A 15,746-nucleotide genomic window follows, 5' to 3' on the forward strand; every position below is an offset into this window, starting at 1 on the left:
ATGTCTCTGAATTTAAACGGCGATTATTCGCGATGGTAAGGGTGGTTAGCTGTAATGCTCCAAGCTCGGTATAAGCTTTCAGCCATTACGATACGTACCAGTGGATGAGGCAGCGTTAATGCTGATAACGACCAGCTCTGGTCTGCTGCAGCTTTACACGCTGGAGCCAGACCTTCCGGACCACCGATCAAGATGGACACATCTCGGCCGTCTAGTTTCCAGGCTTCTAATTGCTCTGCCAGTTGTGGTGTATCCCACTTTTTACCGGGAATATCCAATGTGACGATGCGGCTACCTTTTGGGACTGCAGCCAGCATTGCTTCCCCTTCTTTCTGTAGGATACGTGCGATATCGGCATTCTTACCGCGTTTACCTGCCGGGATCTCTACCAGTTCAAGTGGCATGTCATGCGGGAAACGGCGACGGTATTCCTGAAATCCTTCTTCAACCCATTTAGGCATTTTTGTACCGACGGCAATTAGCTGAATTTTCAAAAGATTAACCCCAGAGCTTTTCTAGCTGGTACAGAGCGCGGTGTTCTTCTTGCATGACGTGTAACATGGCATCGCCCATATCAAGAACAACCCATTCACCTTCGTTTTTACCTTCCATGCCCAGAGGCTCAAGACCCGCTTTTTTCACTTCAGATGCGACGTGGTCAGCTATGGATGAAACGTGGCGTTTAGAGGTGCCCGTACAGATGATCATGTAATCTGTCACGCTTGATTTGTCTTCCACATTCAGGATGGTGATATCTTCCGCTTTCATGTCGTCAGCTTTATCTGCCAGAAAGTCTTTCAATTCTTCGCGAAGCACTCGGTTTTCCTCGGTTTGTCTCTTACATCATATCTATTTTGCTCTATCGTCAGCAAAACAGGTCGCGCACTATAACACGCTTTGATTTTTAAATTGCCAGCTTAATATCAGGAGAGCAGAATTCCAGGCTCAATTGATGGATAGTTGGCCATACAGATTCTTCATATTGGGTTTTGGCTTTTATCTCTGCCTGGGTCAGAAGCGACAGAAGCTTAAAAATTCGTCCGGCTGACAGACGAATCAGCGCCGCGTTATACAAGGGACGCTTATTTTGCCATACCCGATGTTTTTCAAACACTTGGTTGATACTCATCTGCGCTAAATCCTGATGCATGTTTAGGAGTTGGCTGAACTCTTTCTGTATGCTGCGTATCAGGATAACTGCTTCTACGCCTTCGGCTTCCAATTGGCGCAAAATGCGTTGGGCACGATTGGCTTTACCAGCAAGCAAAGCATCAATCCAGTGGAAGGTGGTAAAATGGTTGTGGCGACTTAACGCTTCTTCTAAGCGCACAATAGTGAGTTCACCATCAGGGTGGAGCAGAGCCAGTTTCTCTAAGCTTTGCGACAGTGCAAACAGGTTACCTTCATGCCACTGGGCAAGCATCTGTAAAGACTGTTGATCTGGCTTTAACCCCAGAATTCTGCAGCGCGCCTGGATAAACATCGGTAAGCGTTGCAGATCAGGTGTCAAGCAGCTTACCCAGTCACCTTTGGCACTCAGGGCTTTAAACCACTTACTGTTTTCTTGGGCTTTAGTCAGTTTGCTGCCAATGATCACCAGCATGATGTCGTCATGCATCATATCGGTCAGGGTCTGCAGTTCTTTACTGATGGCGGTATTGACACCACTTTCCGGCAACTCAAGCTCAATCAACTGACGACTGGAGAACAGGCTGAGTGCCTGGAAGCAGTCATAAACCTGATTCCAGTCTAAACTCGCATCAACAGCAAAACGATGCTTCTCTTCAAAACCATACTGGAGTGCTTGTTTCTGGATAGCCTGACGGCTTTCCTGAATCAATAGCGGCTCATTACCAAAGATGAGGTAAATCGGCTTAATGTGCTTGGCTAAGTGTTCTGCCAGCTTGTCTGCATAAACTCGCATGTTAATTATGAATTTGTATTCGGAGCTAGTTCGTTAGTCGCGTCAGATTCATATTCTGCACGCACGCGACCCAACTGACGCATCATCTGTTTGGCTGCCTGCAAGTGCATTTCATCTTCGATAACATCGCGTTCAACGGATTTAGCAAGTGCTGTCAGAGGGTTATCCAGGTAGTTGCGATTGACGGTTGTGGTGTAGTTTTTAGAACCATGCTCAGGAATCGTGACGCGATAGCGCACAACGTAAGTCAGCTCTTTCTCCGCTGCTCGGCTGTTTTGATAGAGTGACAGTGTACGCTCCTTGAGACTCGCTCCAATTAGGTGCACGTTTGGTACATTTGATGATGGTTGGACGAGGTCGACTTTGTTCAGTGTCAGCTGAGAGCGTACATAGCGGGTTAGCTGGTTGTACTCATCATAGCTGGTGAATGACATGGTGTGCAGCTCTTCCGGTACGGAATACTCGTCACGAAGGTGAAAACCACAGGCAGAGAGAATGCCTGCTAATACCAATACCACAGGTAGTTTAATCAAAGAGAAAAAGCGCATTGATTGTGTTCATCCTAAATTGAAGATGGGGTTATTTACCTTAATTCACTTGAGTTTAAATGGATTAAGGTAAATAAACAGGGTAGCGAACTACCCTGTTAAAAGACTCTTAGCGAGCGAATTAGTTCGCTCTGAATAGAGTTATTGCAAGCTGCGATTCGTTTGTAAAGATATGCTAGTTCGCAACGATATTGAGAAGTTTACCCGGTACGTAAATCACTTTACGGATGGTCAGGCCATCTGTGAATTTTGTAACGTTCTCATCGTTCAGACCAAGTTCTTCAACTTGCTCTTTGGTTGCGTCGGCTGCTACAGTCAGTTTTGCACGCAGTTTACCGTTAACCTGAACAACGACAGTTTTCTCGTCTTCAACCAGTGCTTTCTCATCGAAAGTCGGCCAGGTCGCATTGTCGATGTCAGACTCACCTAACGCAGCCCATAGTTCGTATGAGATGTGCGGAGTGATAGGGTAAAGCATTGCTACGACAGCTTTCAGAGCTTCATCTAGGATCGCACGGTCTTGTACTGATTCCTGAGGCGCTTTCGCTAACTTGTTCATCAGTTCCATGATAGCCGCAATAGCCGTGTTGAATGTCTGGCGACGTGCCACATCATCGGTTACTTTCGCAATGGTCTTGTGAACGTCACGGCGTAGAGCTTTCTGATCACCAGATAGCGCAGAAGTATCAACAGCTTCTGCAGCACCTTTTGCTGTGTGCTCTTTCACTAGTTTCCAGACACGTTTCAGGAAGCGGTTTGCACCTTCAACGCCAGACTCTTGCCATTCAAGAGTCATGTCTGCCGGAGACGCGAACATCATGAACAGACGCACGGTGTCAGCGCCGTACTTGTCTACCATCTCTTGCGGGTCGATACCGTTGTTCTTCGACTTAGACATTTTGATCATGCCCGAGTGCTCAACGTTACGGCCTTCGTTATCGGTAGCTGAAGTGATACGACCTTTGCCGTCACGCTCAACTTTCACGTCAGTTGGGGCAACCCACTCTTTACCGCCTTTCTCGTTCTCAAAGTAGAACGCATCAGCCAGTACCATGCCCTGACATAGTAGCTGCTTGAACGGCTCGTCAGAAGTCACGTAACCTGCGTCACGAAGCAGTTTATGGAAGAAGCGTGAGTACAACAGGTGCATACAAGCGTGTTCGATACCACCGATGTACTGGTCTACTGGTAGCCAGTAGTTTGCTTTTTCTGGATCCAGGATGTCGTCAGCTTGTGGTGAACAGTAACGCGCGTAGTACCAAGAAGATTCCATGAACGTATCGAACGTATCTGTCTCACGTAGAGCAGGTTCGCCGTTGAAGGTTGTCTTCGCCCACTCTTTATCAGCTTTGATTGGGCTGGTTACGCCGTCCATTACCACGTCTTCTGGAAGAATTACTGGTAGTTGGTCAGCAGGTAGCGGATGAACTTCACCGTCTTCAGTAGTTACCATTGGGATAGGTGCACCCCAGTAACGTTGACGAGAAACCCCCCAGTCGCGCAGACGGAAGTTAACTGTTTTAGTGCCTTTGCCTTCAGCTTCTAGCTTGGCAGCAATTGCATCGAATGCCGCTTGGAATTCAAGACCGTCGAACTCACCGGAATCAAACAGTACACCTTTCTCTGTGTATGCTGCTTCAGAAATATCTAGCTCGCTGCCATCAACTGGTTTGATAACAGGAACAATATCCAGGCCGTACTTAGTTGCGAATTCAAAATCACGCTGGTCATGAGCAGGTACAGCCATAACCGCGCCCGTACCGTAGTCCATAAGTACGAAGTTTGCTACGTACACAGGTACTTCGCGACCGTTCAATGGATGAATTGCAGTAAGGCCAGTCGCCATACCTTTCTTCTCCATTGTTGCCAGCTCAGCTTCAGCAACTTTGGTGTTTTTACATTCGTCGATGAATGCAGCCAGCTCTGGGTTATTCTCTGCAGCGATAGCCGCTAGAGGGTGACCTGCTGCGATACCGACGTAAGTCACGCCCATTAGCGTGTCAGGACGCGTTGTGTAAACTTCCAGATCAGAGTGACCTTTAACTTCAAACGTAAGCTCAACACCTTCAGAGCGGCCAATCCAGTTGCGCTGCATGGTCTTAACCATTTCTGGCCAGCCGTCTAGGTTATCTAGATCGTCCAGTAGCTCTTGCGCATATTCCGTGATCTTGATGAACCATTGAGGGATCTCTTTTTGCTCTACAGGCGTGTCACAACGCCAGCAGCAGCCATCTTCAACCTGCTCGTTTGCAAGAACGGTTTGGTCGTTTGGACACCAGTTAACAGAAGAAGTCTTCTTGTAAACTAAGCCTTTCGCGTAAAGCTTAGTGAAGAACTCTTGCTCCCAACGGTAGTATTCAGGGGTACAGGTCGCGAATTCGCGATTCCAGTCGTAGCCAAAACCTAGCAATTTAAGCTGGTTTTTCATGTACTCAATGTTTTCGTAAGTCCATGGTGCTGGCGCTGTGTTATTTTTTACTGCAGCATTTTCTGCAGGTAGGCCGAACGCATCCCAACCAATAGGTTGCATTACGTTTTTGCCTTGCAGGCGTTGGAAACGAGATACTACGTCACCGATGGTGTAGTTACGAACGTGACCCATGTGCAGTCGACCACTTGGGTACGGGAACATAGATAGACAGTAGAATTTTTCTTTATTTGGGTCTTCACTTACAACAAAGGTCTTGTTGTCATCCCATTGCTTTTGAACTTTCTGTTCAATGTCTTGTGGGTTGTATTGCTCTTGCATCGATGATATCCGGTTATCTTGGAATTTGTGAGTTCGGTTAGAACAGACTTAAATAGATCATCATAGAATACCTAAAGCGAGAGGTCACAACAATAGCCAATCTGTACCCTTGCGTGCTTAAGTCACGCAGGTCGGAAAAAGATGGAGGTCAGTTATGCCGAAACGTAAAACAGGTTATGAGGAAATGCTTGAGGATGTGATTGAAACCTTAAAGCACAGCCCTGATGAAGTTAACAAAGCGATAGAGACGTCAGGCAAAGTGGTGGAGGCTGCTAATGATCTGACCAAAGATGAGTTAGCTTTGATTAAAGCGTACGTTAAATCGGATTTAAAAGAGTTTTCAGAAAGTTACGAAGAGAGTAAAAGTGGCCCGTTCTACTTAACTGTGGCAGATACGATTTGGCAAGGACTGCTGGAGATCACCGACAGAACTAAAGTTGAGTGGGTTGAGTTGTTTGATGACTTAGAACATCAAGGTCTGTATGAAGCTGGAGAAGTGATCGGCTTAGGAACGTTAGTTTGCGATGAATGTGGCCACAAAACCACATATAACCATCCGACCGTTATCATTCCCTGTATCAAATGCGGCCATACCGGATTCAGTCGGCAATCTTTAAAACCGTGACATTCAAGTAAAAGAGGCCACCAGGCCTCTTTTACTTTTGATCTTATGGTACTGATATCTAGTCAGTATTTCTTTCTCGCCAGCCACCCGGCGATGATCAAGCTCAGTAATACCCAAACATATAAAGGCCATGTCCCGACGATGCGATAGGGCGTATTTCCGTCGGTTGGAGTAAGCTCTGCACGCAGGACTGCGGTTTCAAACTGAGGCACTTGCTCAACGATATTCCCTTTGTGATCCGTCACTGCTGTCACGCCGTTATTTGTCGAGCGTATAAGCGGTTTGCCCAACTCCAATGCACGCATTCGTGCAATTTCCATATGTTGCAGCGGACCGATTGATTTCCCAAACCAAGCATCGTTAGAGAGCGTTAAGATGAAGTCGGTTTCATCAGTAATATTTTGGCGCACCTGCTCGTTAAAGATAATTTCGTAACACAGTGCAGGGGCCATATGCATGCCATTTGCCACGATGTTTGGCTGCACGAAATCCCCGCGACTGAAAGAAGACATCGGTAAGTTAAAGAACGGTGCAAGCGGACGCAGAATGTCCTCAAACGGTACAAACTCTCCAAATGGCAGCAAGTGATGCTTGTGGTAACGCTCGCTCAAGTCAAAACTGTAGTCACCGTATGGTGTGGTGCCTAGAGAAAGAATGCTGTTGTAGAACTGTCTATCTTCTGTCTGGTTTACGACGCCTGTGATCACTGCACTGTGTTTGATTTTTGCTGCGCTGTCGAGATTGTGCAAGAAGGACGGAAGTTCAATTTCAAATGCGGGGATCGCTGCTTCTGGCCACACAATAATATCAGCATCCCAGTTTTCACGAGTCAGATCCGTGTACTTCATGATGGTCGGCCAGCGTTGGGTCGGCAGCCATTTTTTCTTCTGGTCTACGTTACCTTGAATAAGTGCCACTTTGGTTACATCTTGTAGACGAGGAGTAACCCAGTCATATTGACGAATACCAAAGCCAGCACTCAGCAATACCGCCGGAATCACGACCATTAACCACTGTTTATGAATCCACGCGTAAGCCAGTGACCCTGCGCAGATCATAATAAACAAGGTAATAAGTTCAACGCCTCCGATTGGAGCAAAGTTTGCCAGAGGAGCGTCTATCTGGCTGTATCCGAGCCATAACCATGGAAATCCGGTCATTACCCAGCCGCGCAGCCAATCGGTCGCGAGCCAGAGAGCAGGCGCCGCCAGTAGGGCTGTAGATAGGGTAAATTGAGAGAAAAATTTGTTCTTAAGCCAAGCAAACAGAGCTGAATAGACTGCCAGATACGCGACTAGTAGCCCCATCAAAAATAAATTGGCAATCAGCGGCATCCCGCCAAAACCAGAAATACTGACGTAAACCCAGCTAACGCCTGTAGCAAACTGGCCAAGTCCCCAGGCATAGCCAATCCACAGCGCGCGTTTAGGTGTCTGATTTGCTAAAAGGATGAGCAGTATGGCTGGGCTGAGAATAGCAACAGGCCATAGTTGGTAAGGAGCAAAAGCTAAAGTTGTGGAAGCGCCAACAAAAGCGGCCGCTAAGGGCCGCTTGAGGCGATGAAAGAGTGCATTCATCATTATATTTTTCTGATATTCCCGGTAGGGTATCGCGTTACTCTTGAGTAGCTTCAACCAGTGTTTCTTCGTCTGGAATCGTCACTTGGAGTTGAATGACACGACGGTTATCCGCAGCCGTGACCTTGAAGTTATACCCTTCAATTTCAACCAGTTCACCGCGAGAAGGTAGGTGACCAAAAGTTGTCATTACCATACCACCTACAGTGTCTACCTCTTCATCGCTGAAGTTGGTACCGAATGTCTCATTAAACTCTTCAATCGTTGTCAGAGCTCTGACAGCAAACGTATGTTTGCTTAGCTTACGAATGTCAGTCTCTTCAGACTCGTCAAACTCGTCTTCAATATCACCGACGATTTCCTCAAGGATATCTTCAATGGTAACGAGACCAGAAACACCGCCGAATTCATCGACAACAATCGCCATATGATAGCGTTCTTCACGGAACTCTTTCAGCAGGCGGTCAACGCGTTTACTTTCCGGAACCACGACTGCTGGACGAATCACTTCTTCAATATCAAATGGGTTGCTGCCTGAGCCTAAGTATTTAAGTAAGTCCTTCGCTAGTAGAATGCCTTCCACATGGTCTTTGTCCTCGCTGATTACCGGGTAACGCGAGTGTTGAGCATCGGTAATTAACGCGATTAACGTGTCTAAATCGTAAGTACGCTCAACAGTAACCATTTGCGAACGCGGGATCATAATATCTCGCACGCGCATTTCGGAGATTTCCATAACACCTTCGAGCATATCTCTGGTGTCGTGGTCAATCAGGTCATTTTCTTCTGAGTCGCGGATAACATCCACAAGCTCTTGGCGATCTTTAGGCTCGCCCTGAAATAATTGACCTAGACGTTCAAAGAAGGACTTTCTACTCGGACCTTCCGCCTTTTCTTTTTTACCTTCGCTAGAAGAGGGAGAATTATCTTCGTTCATTGTTTCTCATTAAAGTAACGCTATCAGAAGTGTGATAGCTCACATAGAAAGGCGAACACGAGGGTAATTGGGTGATTCGCCTTTCCCTGTTGAGCAACCAGAGGTTACTCTTTTTCAGCAATATACGGGTCTTCAAAGCCCATACCTTGCATGATTTCTGTCTCGAGGGACTCCATCTCTTCGGCTTCGTCATCCTCGATATGATCATAACCTAGCAGATGCAAGCTGCCATGTACAACCATATGCGCCCAATGTGCTAGCAGAGGTTTATTCTGCTCAAGAGCCTCTTTTTCAACTACTTGGCGACAAATGATTAGGTCACCGAGTAGATCCATCTCCATGCCAGGAGGCACTTCGAATGGGAAAGACAGCACATTGGTCGGCTTATCTTTACCACGGTATTCGTGGTTCAGAGTATGACTTTCTTGTTCATCGACAATACGAATAGTCAGTTCTGCTTGCGGCTGGAACAGAGGGATAGTCTTATCCAGCCACAATTGGAATTCCTCTCGGGAAGGTAAACCTTCTTCACTTTCGACTGCCAGCTGAAGATCAAGTTCAATTGCCATTTTTATTCCTTAGTTGCAGCGACTTGAGCGCCTAGCTCGGCTTTTGCTGCTTCAAGTAATTTGGCATCACGCTCTTCACGACGGCGCTTTTCAAACTCTTTACGCTCTTTCTGGTCTTGCGCTTCCCATTTCTCGTAGGCATTAACAATACGAGCAACAACTGGGTGGCGAACTACGTCATCAGCCTGGAAGAAGTTAAAACTGATGTCATCAACTTCATTCAGTACTTCAATCGCATGACGCAGGCCAGATTTTGCGCCACGCGGTAAGTCGATCTGAGTGACATCACCAGTGATTACTGCGCGTGAGTTAAAGCCAATACGCGTCAGGAACATTTTCATCTGTTCTACTGTTGTGTTCTGACTTTCATCCAGAATGATAAATGCATCGTTCAGGGTACGACCACGCATGTAAGCCAGAGGTGCAACCTCAATAACGTTGCGTTCAATGAGCTTTTCAACTCGCTCAAAGCCTAGCATCTCGAACAAAGCGTCGTATAGTGGACGAAGGTAGGGATCAACTTTCTGGCTCAAATCGCCAGGCAGGAAGCCCAGTTTCTCACCCGCTTCAACCGCTGGACGCGTCAAAAGGATACGACGAATTTCTTGACGCTCTAAGGCGTCGACCGCTGCAGCGACGGCAAGGTAGGTTTTACCTGTACCAGCAGGACCAATACCAAAAGAGATATCGTGAGTCACCATGTTAACCAGGTATTGAGCCTGGTTAGGCGTACGTGGCTTAATCACGCCTTTTTTGGTTTTAACGAACACTTCTTTACCGTGTGCGATATTTGACTCGGTACTTTGTTCTAGCACACCTGACTCTTTGATCGCTAAATGGATCTGTTCAGGTTCTATGTCTGGGATCTCACCACGTACTGGTGCGGTATCGACATACAGAGTTTTCAGGATATCCAGCGCAGCCGCAGAAGTGTGAGGTTTACCAACAATAGTAAAATGGTCACTACGGTGGTTGATTTCAACGCCCAGACGGCGTTCTAAATGCTTGATGTTGTCATCGAAAGGACCGCACAGACTAGCTAGTCGGCGGTTGTCTGAAGGTTCTAGGTTAATTTCTAGAGTTACGATTTTATTGCTCAATGTTGCCTCTCATTTTCTGCCACTTATTGAGAGCCTGATAACGACCAGGCTCTCCATGGCGATTTATACGAGCTTACGGCGTAAAAGTCGCTACACCCAGCTCATCTTCGCGACGTGTTTTCGCCATCATTTGCGTTGGTGAAATCACACTACGAAGGTCCATGTCTTTTTCAGTACGTACTAGCTCACCACGCAATGAGTTTGCAAATACGTCTACGATCTTCACGTCAACGAACTGACCAATCAGGTCTGCGCTACCTTCAAAGTTTACTACACGGTTGTTTTCTGTACGAGCGCGTAGTTCCATCAGGTTTTTCTTCGAAGGGCCTTCAACTAGTACACGTTGCTCTGTATCAAGCATTAGGCGAGAGTAGCGCATAGCCTGCGCGTTGATCGTTTGCTGTAATTCGTACAGGCGATCTTTCTTCACTTGCTCCGGCAGATCACAAGGGTAATCTGCAGCTGGTGTACCAGGGCGCGCAGAGAAGATGAAGCTGAAGCTCATATCAAAGTCGACGTCTTTGATTAGCTTCATTGTATCCTGGAAGTCTTTATCTGTCTCACCAGGGAAACCAACGATAAAGTCAGAACTGATTTGAATGTCAGGGCGAGCTTTACGTAGTTTACGGATGATAGACTTGTACTCGATACCCGTATGAGGGCGCTTCATCATCGTTAAGATGCGGTCACTACCACTTTGTACCGGCAAGTGAAGGAAGCTCACCAGTTCAGGTGTGTCTTCGTAAACCGCAATAATGTCATCTGTGAATTCTAGCGGGTGACTGGTAGTGAAACGGATACGATCGATACCATCGATAGAAGCAACCAGACGAAGTAGTTCTGCAAATGAACAGATTTCACCGTCGTGCATAGGACCACGGTACGCGTTTACGTTTTGGCCTAACAGGTTTACTTCACGTACGCCTTGCTCTGCTAGCTGAGCGATTTCGAACAATACGTCATCCATCGGACGGCTTACTTCCTCACCACGTGTGTATGGCACAACGCAGTAAGTACAGTATTTAGAACAGCCTTCCATGATAGAAACGAATGCGGTCGCACCTTCAGCTCGTGGCTCTGGCAGGCGGTCGAACTTCTCAATTTCAGGGAAAGAAATGTCCATTACTGGTGCATCATCAGATTGAGACTGTTTGATCATCTCTGGAAGGCGGTGCAGAGTTTGCGGACCAAAAATTACGTCGACGAACGGTGCTCGTTCACGAATATGGTCACCTTCTTGTGTTGCTACACAACCACCTACGCCGATAACTACGCCAGGTTTTTTATCTTTTAGTGTTTTCCAGCGGCCTAGCTGGTGGAAAACTTTTTCTTGCGCTTTTTCACGGATCGAACAGGTGTTAAGTAGAAGTACGTCTGCTTCCTCTGGCTCTTCCGTCAGCTCGTAGCCGTTTGCAGCATTAAGCAGGTCGGCCATTTTTGATGAATCGTATTCATTCATCTGGCAGCCCCAGGTTTTAATTAGCAGTTTCTTACTCATCTCACTTTCGCTCGTTCAGTTGTACTTAAATCGGAGAGCTATTGCTCAAATTATAGCCGCCATCACGGCGGTAAGCGGCGTATTGTACTGCTTTAAAAAGCACCTGACTAGTGATCTGACTAATTCTCTGCAAAGCCTGATGTAATATGGGCTTTCGCCTTATATCGGACAAGGTTTTTATGCTGGTTAGTCAAGCAGAAAAACTCGGTTTACAAATGCAAAAAATTACGCGGGATTACGCATCTTTGGCTGAGGAAAGATAAACCGTTTTGTAAATGCTTTGGCTGAACGTACAATTAAAAATGTTATCTTATCAATGCAGTGAAGAACAAAAAATGAACAGATATGACATCACCGTTATTGGCGGAGGCATGGTTGGCGCAGCAATCGCAATAGGGTTTGCCCAGCAAGGCAGAAGTGTCGTGGTTGTCGAAGGTACAGAGCCAAAGGCATTCGACTCGTCACAGGCTATGGATATTCGTGTATCCGCGATTTCACACCAATCCGTTAAATTACTTGAATCTCTTGGTGCATGGTCATCAATTCAAGCGATGCGTGTCTGTCCTTATCGTCGTTTGGAAACCTGGGAGCACCCGGAATGCCGGACTCGATTCCATTCGGATGAATTGTCTCTCGGGCAACTCGGTTATATCGTTGAAAACAGGCTGATTCAATTGGGGTTGTGGCAAGCGTTTGAGCAATACAACAATCTCACATTAGAATGTCCTGAGCGTTTACAAAGCATCGAGTTTGCTGACGTTAACCGAATCACATTAGAGAGCGGTAAACAGTTTGAGGCTCAGTGGGTGATTGGTGCTGACGGGGCAAATTCAAAAGTACGTCAGCTTGCAGGGATAGGAATAACCGCATGGGATTACCGTCAGCACTGTATGCTGATCAACGTTAAGACTGAGCTGCCACAACAGGATATTACCTGGCAGCAGTTCACTCCAAGCGGCCCCCGATCGTTTTTGCCATTGTGTTCGTTGACGGAAGAGGGTAAAGAAGTCGGGCAGGGATCATTAGTCTGGTATGACTCTCCAAAGCGTATCAAGCAGTTATGTGCGATGACTAAGCCTCAGTTAAGAAGGGAAATTTTGAATCATTTCCCCAAAGAACTGGGAGATATTGAGGTACTGCAGTTTGGTTCGTTCCCTCTGACTCGTCGTCATGCTCAATCATACTCGAACCGAGGCTGTGTACTTGTTGGAGATTCCGCGCATACGATTAATCCACTGGCTGGACAGGGTGTGAATTTGGGCTTTAAAGACGTTGATGTTTTACTGGATGTCACACAAGGGCAAGATGAGCTAACAGATTCTTTGCTAGAGAAATATGAGCGTGCTCGACGCCCGGATAACCTGCTAATGCAGACGGGAATGGACTTCTTCTACAAAGGTTTTAGCAATGAGCTCGGTCCGCTGAAGTTTGCGCGCAATGCCGCCCTCAAACTGGCTGAACACTCAGGTCCAATTAAATCGCAAGTTCTTAAATACGCACTTGGCATGTGATAAACGGTCAGTATTTGCAGTTTGCGGATGGATAAAAGATCGTACAAAGCTTGATGCGTCCGTTTAACACTGTCACTCGTCATTCTGGACAGCGACGAAGGAGCGTGATTCAGAATCTTCTATCCGAGCGCTTCGTCGCCAAAATTGTTCCTACATCATTTCAGCCCGCCGATAATAGATTCCTAGTCTCGCTATGGCTCGCTGGAATGACCCGATATAGGACGTTAGATAGCCGGAAAAAGAAAAAACCCAGCAAATTAATGCTGGGTTTTCCGATAATGGTGCGGAAGGAGAGACTTGAACTCTCACACCTTGCGGCGCCAGAACCTAAATCTGGTGCGTCTACCAATTCCGCCACTTCCGCAACTTAATTTGTAGTTATCAAGGAAATTGGTGATCCTCAATAACGTTGTATATGGCAGGGCTACCTGGATTCGAACCAGGGAATGGCGGCATCAAAAGCCGCTGCCTTACCGCTTGGCGATAGCCCTACAGGCAGTAGTTTTCACTACTTAAAATATGGTGCGGAAGGAGAGACTTGAACTCTCACACCTTACGGCGCCAGAACCTAAATCTGGTGCGTCTACCAATTCCGCCACTTCCGCGTGTTTTGATATTGTAGATGAGTTTAAGATGGTGCGGAAGGAGAGACTTGAACTCTCACACCTTGCGGCGCCAGAACCTAAATCTGGTGCGTCTACCAATTCCGCCACTTCCGCATCTTAAATCTACATGACTGTTAGCTAAGGCTAGCAATCTAATCAATGGTGGCTACGACGGGATTCGAACCTGTGACCCCATCATTATGAGTGATGTGCTCTAACCAGCTGAGCTACGTAGCCAACTCAAATTGTTTAAACCAAGAATGGTGCGGAAGGAGAGACTTGAACTCTCACACCTTGCGGCGCCAGAACCTAAATCTGGTGCGTCTACCAATTCCGCCACTTCCGCATCTTGATTTTTAGATATTAAGATAATTGGTAAAATCTCAATATCGTTGTTATATGGCAGGGCTACCTGGATTCGAACCAGGGAATGGCGGCATCAAAAGCCGCTGCCTTACCGCTTGGCGATAGCCCTACAGGCAGTAGTTTTCACTACTTAAAATATGGTGCGGAAGGAGAGACTTGAACTCTCACACCTTACGGCGCCAGAACCTAAATCTGGTGCGTCTACCAATTCCGCCACTTCCGCAACTTATTCTGTAGTTATAAAGGTAATTGGTAAAACCTAAATAACGTTATAAATGGTGGCTACGACGGGATTCGAACCTGTGACCCCATCATTATGAGTGATGTGCTCTAACCAGCTGAGCTACGTAGCCAACTCAAATTGTTTAAATCAAGAATGGTGCGGAAGGAGAGACTTGAACTCTCACACCTTACGGCGCCAGAACCTAAATCTGGTGCGTCTACCAATTCCGCCACTTCCGCAACTTGATTTGTAGTTATCAAGGAAATTGGTGATCCTCAATAACGTTGTATATGGCAGGGCTACCTGGATTCGAACCAGGGAATGGCGGCATCAAAAGCCGCTGCCTTACCGCTTGGCGATAGCCCTACAGGCAGTAGTTTTTCAACTACTAAAGAATGGTGCGGAAGGAGAGACTTGAACTCTCACACCTTGCGGCGCCAGAACCTAAATCTGGTGCGTCTACCAATTCCGCCACTTCCGCAACTTGATTTGTAGTTATCAAGGAAATTGGTGATCCTCAATAACGTTGTATATGGCAGGGCTACCTGGATTCGAACCAGGGAATGGCGGCATCAAAAGCCGCTGCCTTACCGCTTGGCGATAGCCCTACAGGCAGTAGTTTTCACTACTTAAAATATGGTGCGGAAGGAGAGACTTGAACTCTCACACCTTACGGCGCCAGAACCTAAATCTGGTGCGTCTACCAATTCCGCCACTTCCGCATAATTACTGAGTAAACTCAATAATTAAAATAGTGGCAGGTCTACCTGGATTCGAACCAGGGAATGGCGGCATCAAAAGCCGCTGCCTTACCGCTTGGCGATAGACCTGCAGGCAGTAGTTTTCTAACTACTAAAAATATGGTGCGGAAAGAGAGACTTGAACTCTCACACCTTGCGGCGCCAGAACCTAAATCTGGTGCGTCTACCAATTCCGCCATTTCCGCATATATTCTTTATTAGAGTTAAATCAAGATGGTGCGGAAGGAGAGACTTGAACTCTCACACCTTGCGGCGCCAGAACCTAAATCTGGTGCGTCTACCAATTCCGCCACTTCCGCATCTTGAACTCTATAAATCACTAGTTAATTGGTAAAAACTAATGATTGTTTTCTTTGTCTTCTTTCTTTAAGAAAGAATGGTGGCTACGACGGGATTCGAACCTGTGACCCCATCATTATGAGTGATGTGCTCTAACCAGCTGAGCTACGTAGCCATCTTTTTGAGCGAGACAATATAAACCTTCGCGCTCTAAGTGACAACCCCTTTATCAAGGAATCTCCACTTGGAATAATGGCAGGTCTACCTGGATTCGAACCAGGGAATGGCGGCATCAAAAGCCGCTGCCTTACCGCTTGGCGATAGACCTGCAGGCAGTAGTTTTTCAACTACTTAACTCTCTATTTCTAGAGAAAAATGGTGCGGAAGGAGAGACTTGAACTCTCACACCTTGCGGCGCCAGAACCTAAATCTGGTGCGTCTACCAATTCCGCCACTTCCGCATCTATTCCTAAT

General features: G+C 46.8%; 12 protein-coding genes and 20 tRNA genes. 2 read left to right on the plus strand and 30 right to left on the minus strand.

Features of this window, described 5'->3' with window-relative positions; translation table 11 throughout:
- Window positions 1-23 precede the first annotated feature (23 nt).
- The 5 genes from rlmH to leuS all read right to left on the minus strand — a co-directional run bounded on the left by rlmH (window position 24) and on the right by leuS (window position 5,221).
- On the minus strand, window positions 24-494 hold the full coding sequence (gene rlmH, locus KHN79_RS03470; RefSeq protein ID WP_010446437.1) for a 23S rRNA (pseudouridine(1915)-N(3))-methyltransferase RlmH: 471 nt from the start codon (window positions 492-494) through the stop codon (window positions 24-26).
- A gap of 4 nt (window positions 495-498) precedes the next feature.
- Complete coding sequence (gene rsfS, locus KHN79_RS03475; protein WP_182010461.1) at window positions 499-816, minus strand: ribosome silencing factor; 318 nt, start codon at window positions 814-816, stop codon at window positions 499-501.
- 88 nt (window positions 817-904) lie between these two features.
- Complete coding sequence (holA, locus tag KHN79_RS03480) at window positions 905-1,924, minus strand: DNA polymerase III subunit delta (protein WP_182010462.1); 1,020 nt, start codon at window positions 1,922-1,924, stop codon at window positions 905-907.
- 5 nt (window positions 1,925-1,929) lie between these two features.
- On the minus strand, window positions 1,930-2,472 hold the full coding sequence (gene lptE, locus KHN79_RS03485) for an LPS assembly lipoprotein LptE (protein ID WP_182010463.1): 543 nt from the start codon (window positions 2,470-2,472) through the stop codon (window positions 1,930-1,932).
- 175 nt (window positions 2,473-2,647) lie between these two features.
- Window positions 2,648-5,221, minus strand: a complete 2,574-nt coding sequence (gene leuS, locus KHN79_RS03490) for a leucine--tRNA ligase (RefSeq protein ID WP_182010464.1) — start codon at window positions 5,219-5,221, stop codon at window positions 2,648-2,650.
- A 154-nt stretch (window positions 5,222-5,375) separates the two neighbouring features.
- On the opposite strand from leuS, the gene KHN79_RS03495 reads away from it, so the two are divergent.
- A complete protein-coding gene (locus tag KHN79_RS03495) occupies window positions 5,376-5,846 on the plus strand; it encodes a zinc ribbon-containing protein (protein ID WP_182010465.1) in 471 nt (156 codons plus the stop codon).
- Between the two features lie 62 nt (window positions 5,847-5,908).
- On the opposite strand, the gene lnt is transcribed toward KHN79_RS03495, so the two are convergent.
- The 5 genes from lnt to miaB form a co-directional block, all read right to left on the minus strand.
- A complete protein-coding gene (lnt, locus tag KHN79_RS03500; RefSeq protein ID WP_182010466.1) occupies window positions 5,909-7,426 on the minus strand; it encodes an apolipoprotein N-acyltransferase in 1,518 nt (505 codons plus the stop codon).
- A gap of 34 nt (window positions 7,427-7,460) precedes the next feature.
- Complete coding sequence (gene corC, locus KHN79_RS03505; protein ID WP_182010467.1) at window positions 7,461-8,360, minus strand: CNNM family magnesium/cobalt transport protein CorC; 900 nt, start codon at window positions 8,358-8,360, stop codon at window positions 7,461-7,463.
- Window positions 8,361-8,464: 104 nt separating this feature from the next.
- Complete coding sequence (ybeY, locus tag KHN79_RS03510) at window positions 8,465-8,929, minus strand: rRNA maturation RNase YbeY (RefSeq protein WP_182010468.1); 465 nt, start codon at window positions 8,927-8,929, stop codon at window positions 8,465-8,467.
- Window positions 8,930-8,931: 2 nt separating this feature from the next.
- On the minus strand, window positions 8,932-10,029 hold the full coding sequence (locus KHN79_RS03515) for a PhoH family protein (RefSeq protein WP_182010469.1): 1,098 nt from the start codon (window positions 10,027-10,029) through the stop codon (window positions 8,932-8,934).
- Window positions 10,030-10,102: 73 nt separating this feature from the next.
- A complete protein-coding gene (gene miaB / locus KHN79_RS03520; protein ID WP_182010470.1) occupies window positions 10,103-11,527 on the minus strand; it encodes a tRNA (N6-isopentenyl adenosine(37)-C2)-methylthiotransferase MiaB in 1,425 nt (474 codons plus the stop codon).
- A 335-nt stretch (window positions 11,528-11,862) separates the two neighbouring features.
- Here miaB and KHN79_RS03525 point away from each other — a divergent pair, with 335 nt between their 5' ends.
- Entirely contained in the window at window positions 11,863-13,038 is a 1,176-nt protein-coding gene (locus KHN79_RS03525; protein ID WP_182010471.1) for a 2-octaprenyl-3-methyl-6-methoxy-1,4-benzoquinol hydroxylase, read from the plus strand.
- Window positions 13,039-13,317: 279 nt separating this feature from the next.
- Here KHN79_RS03525 and KHN79_RS03530 read toward each other — a convergent pair.
- The 20 genes from KHN79_RS03530 to KHN79_RS03625 all read right to left on the minus strand — a co-directional run bounded on the left by KHN79_RS03530 (window position 13,318) and on the right by KHN79_RS03625 (window position 15,733).
- A tRNA-Leu gene (locus tag KHN79_RS03530) sits at window positions 13,318-13,402 on the minus strand.
- A gap of 52 nt (window positions 13,403-13,454) precedes the next feature.
- Window positions 13,455-13,529: transfer RNA gene (locus tag KHN79_RS03535), tRNA-Gln, on the minus strand.
- 29 nt (window positions 13,530-13,558) lie between these two features.
- Window positions 13,559-13,643 (minus strand) — tRNA-Leu (locus KHN79_RS03540).
- 29 nt (window positions 13,644-13,672) lie between these two features.
- Window positions 13,673-13,757, minus strand: a tRNA-Leu gene (locus tag KHN79_RS03545).
- Window positions 13,758-13,803: 46 nt separating this feature from the next.
- Window positions 13,804-13,880 (minus strand) — tRNA-Met (locus KHN79_RS03550).
- A gap of 24 nt (window positions 13,881-13,904) precedes the next feature.
- A tRNA-Leu gene (locus KHN79_RS03555) sits at window positions 13,905-13,989 on the minus strand.
- Window positions 13,990-14,043: 54 nt separating this feature from the next.
- Window positions 14,044-14,118, minus strand: a tRNA-Gln gene (locus KHN79_RS03560).
- Between the two features lie 29 nt (window positions 14,119-14,147).
- A tRNA-Leu gene (locus KHN79_RS03565) sits at window positions 14,148-14,232 on the minus strand.
- A 53-nt stretch (window positions 14,233-14,285) separates the two neighbouring features.
- Window positions 14,286-14,362: transfer RNA gene (locus KHN79_RS03570), tRNA-Met, on the minus strand.
- Window positions 14,363-14,386: 24 nt separating this feature from the next.
- Window positions 14,387-14,471, minus strand: a tRNA-Leu gene (locus tag KHN79_RS03575).
- A 52-nt stretch (window positions 14,472-14,523) separates the two neighbouring features.
- Window positions 14,524-14,598: transfer RNA gene (locus KHN79_RS03580), tRNA-Gln, on the minus strand.
- A 30-nt stretch (window positions 14,599-14,628) separates the two neighbouring features.
- A tRNA-Leu gene (locus tag KHN79_RS03585) sits at window positions 14,629-14,713 on the minus strand.
- Between the two features lie 52 nt (window positions 14,714-14,765).
- A tRNA-Gln gene (locus KHN79_RS03590) sits at window positions 14,766-14,840 on the minus strand.
- 29 nt (window positions 14,841-14,869) lie between these two features.
- Window positions 14,870-14,954 (minus strand) — tRNA-Leu (locus KHN79_RS03595).
- 33 nt (window positions 14,955-14,987) lie between these two features.
- Window positions 14,988-15,062 (minus strand) — tRNA-Gln (locus KHN79_RS03600).
- Between the two features lie 31 nt (window positions 15,063-15,093).
- A tRNA-Leu gene (locus KHN79_RS03605) sits at window positions 15,094-15,178 on the minus strand.
- Between the two features lie 29 nt (window positions 15,179-15,207).
- Window positions 15,208-15,292: transfer RNA gene (locus tag KHN79_RS03610), tRNA-Leu, on the minus strand.
- Window positions 15,293-15,370: 78 nt separating this feature from the next.
- Window positions 15,371-15,447, minus strand: a tRNA-Met gene (locus tag KHN79_RS03615).
- Window positions 15,448-15,525: 78 nt separating this feature from the next.
- Window positions 15,526-15,600, minus strand: a tRNA-Gln gene (locus KHN79_RS03620).
- Between the two features lie 48 nt (window positions 15,601-15,648).
- Window positions 15,649-15,733, minus strand: a tRNA-Leu gene (locus tag KHN79_RS03625).
- Window positions 15,734-15,746 lie beyond the last annotated feature (13 nt).

This window comes from Vibrio sp. B1FLJ16 (assembly GCF_905175385.1).
In the GTDB taxonomy this organism is placed as follows: domain Bacteria; phylum Pseudomonadota; class Gammaproteobacteria; order Enterobacterales; family Vibrionaceae; genus Vibrio.

Excerpts from the sequence above, each read along its gene's own strand:
- KHN79_RS03495 (WP_182010465.1), top strand. The coding sequence starts at position 5,376 with ATGCCGAAACGTAAAACAGGTTATGAGGAAATGCTTGAGGATGTGATT.
- holA (WP_182010462.1), bottom strand. The coding sequence starts at position 1,924 with ATGCGAGTTTATGCAGACAAGCTGGCAGAACACTTAGCCAAGCACATT.
- leuS (WP_182010464.1), bottom strand. The coding sequence starts at position 5,221 with ATGCAAGAGCAATACAACCCACAAGACATTGAACAGAAAGTTCAAAAG.
- lptE (WP_182010463.1), bottom strand. The coding sequence starts at position 2,472 with ATGCGCTTTTTCTCTTTGATTAAACTACCTGTGGTATTGGTATTAGCA.
- corC (WP_182010467.1), bottom strand. The coding sequence starts at position 8,360 with ATGAACGAAGATAATTCTCCCTCTTCTAGCGAAGGTAAAAAAGAAAAG.
- miaB (WP_182010470.1), bottom strand. The coding sequence starts at position 11,527 with ATGAGTAAGAAACTGCTAATTAAAACCTGGGGCTGCCAGATGAATGAA.
- ybeY (WP_182010468.1), bottom strand. The coding sequence starts at position 8,929 with ATGGCAATTGAACTTGATCTTCAGCTGGCAGTCGAAAGTGAAGAAGGT.
- lnt (WP_182010466.1), bottom strand. The coding sequence starts at position 7,426 with ATGATGAATGCACTCTTTCATCGCCTCAAGCGGCCCTTAGCGGCCGCT.
- KHN79_RS03525 (WP_182010471.1), top strand. The coding sequence starts at position 11,863 with ATGAACAGATATGACATCACCGTTATTGGCGGAGGCATGGTTGGCGCA.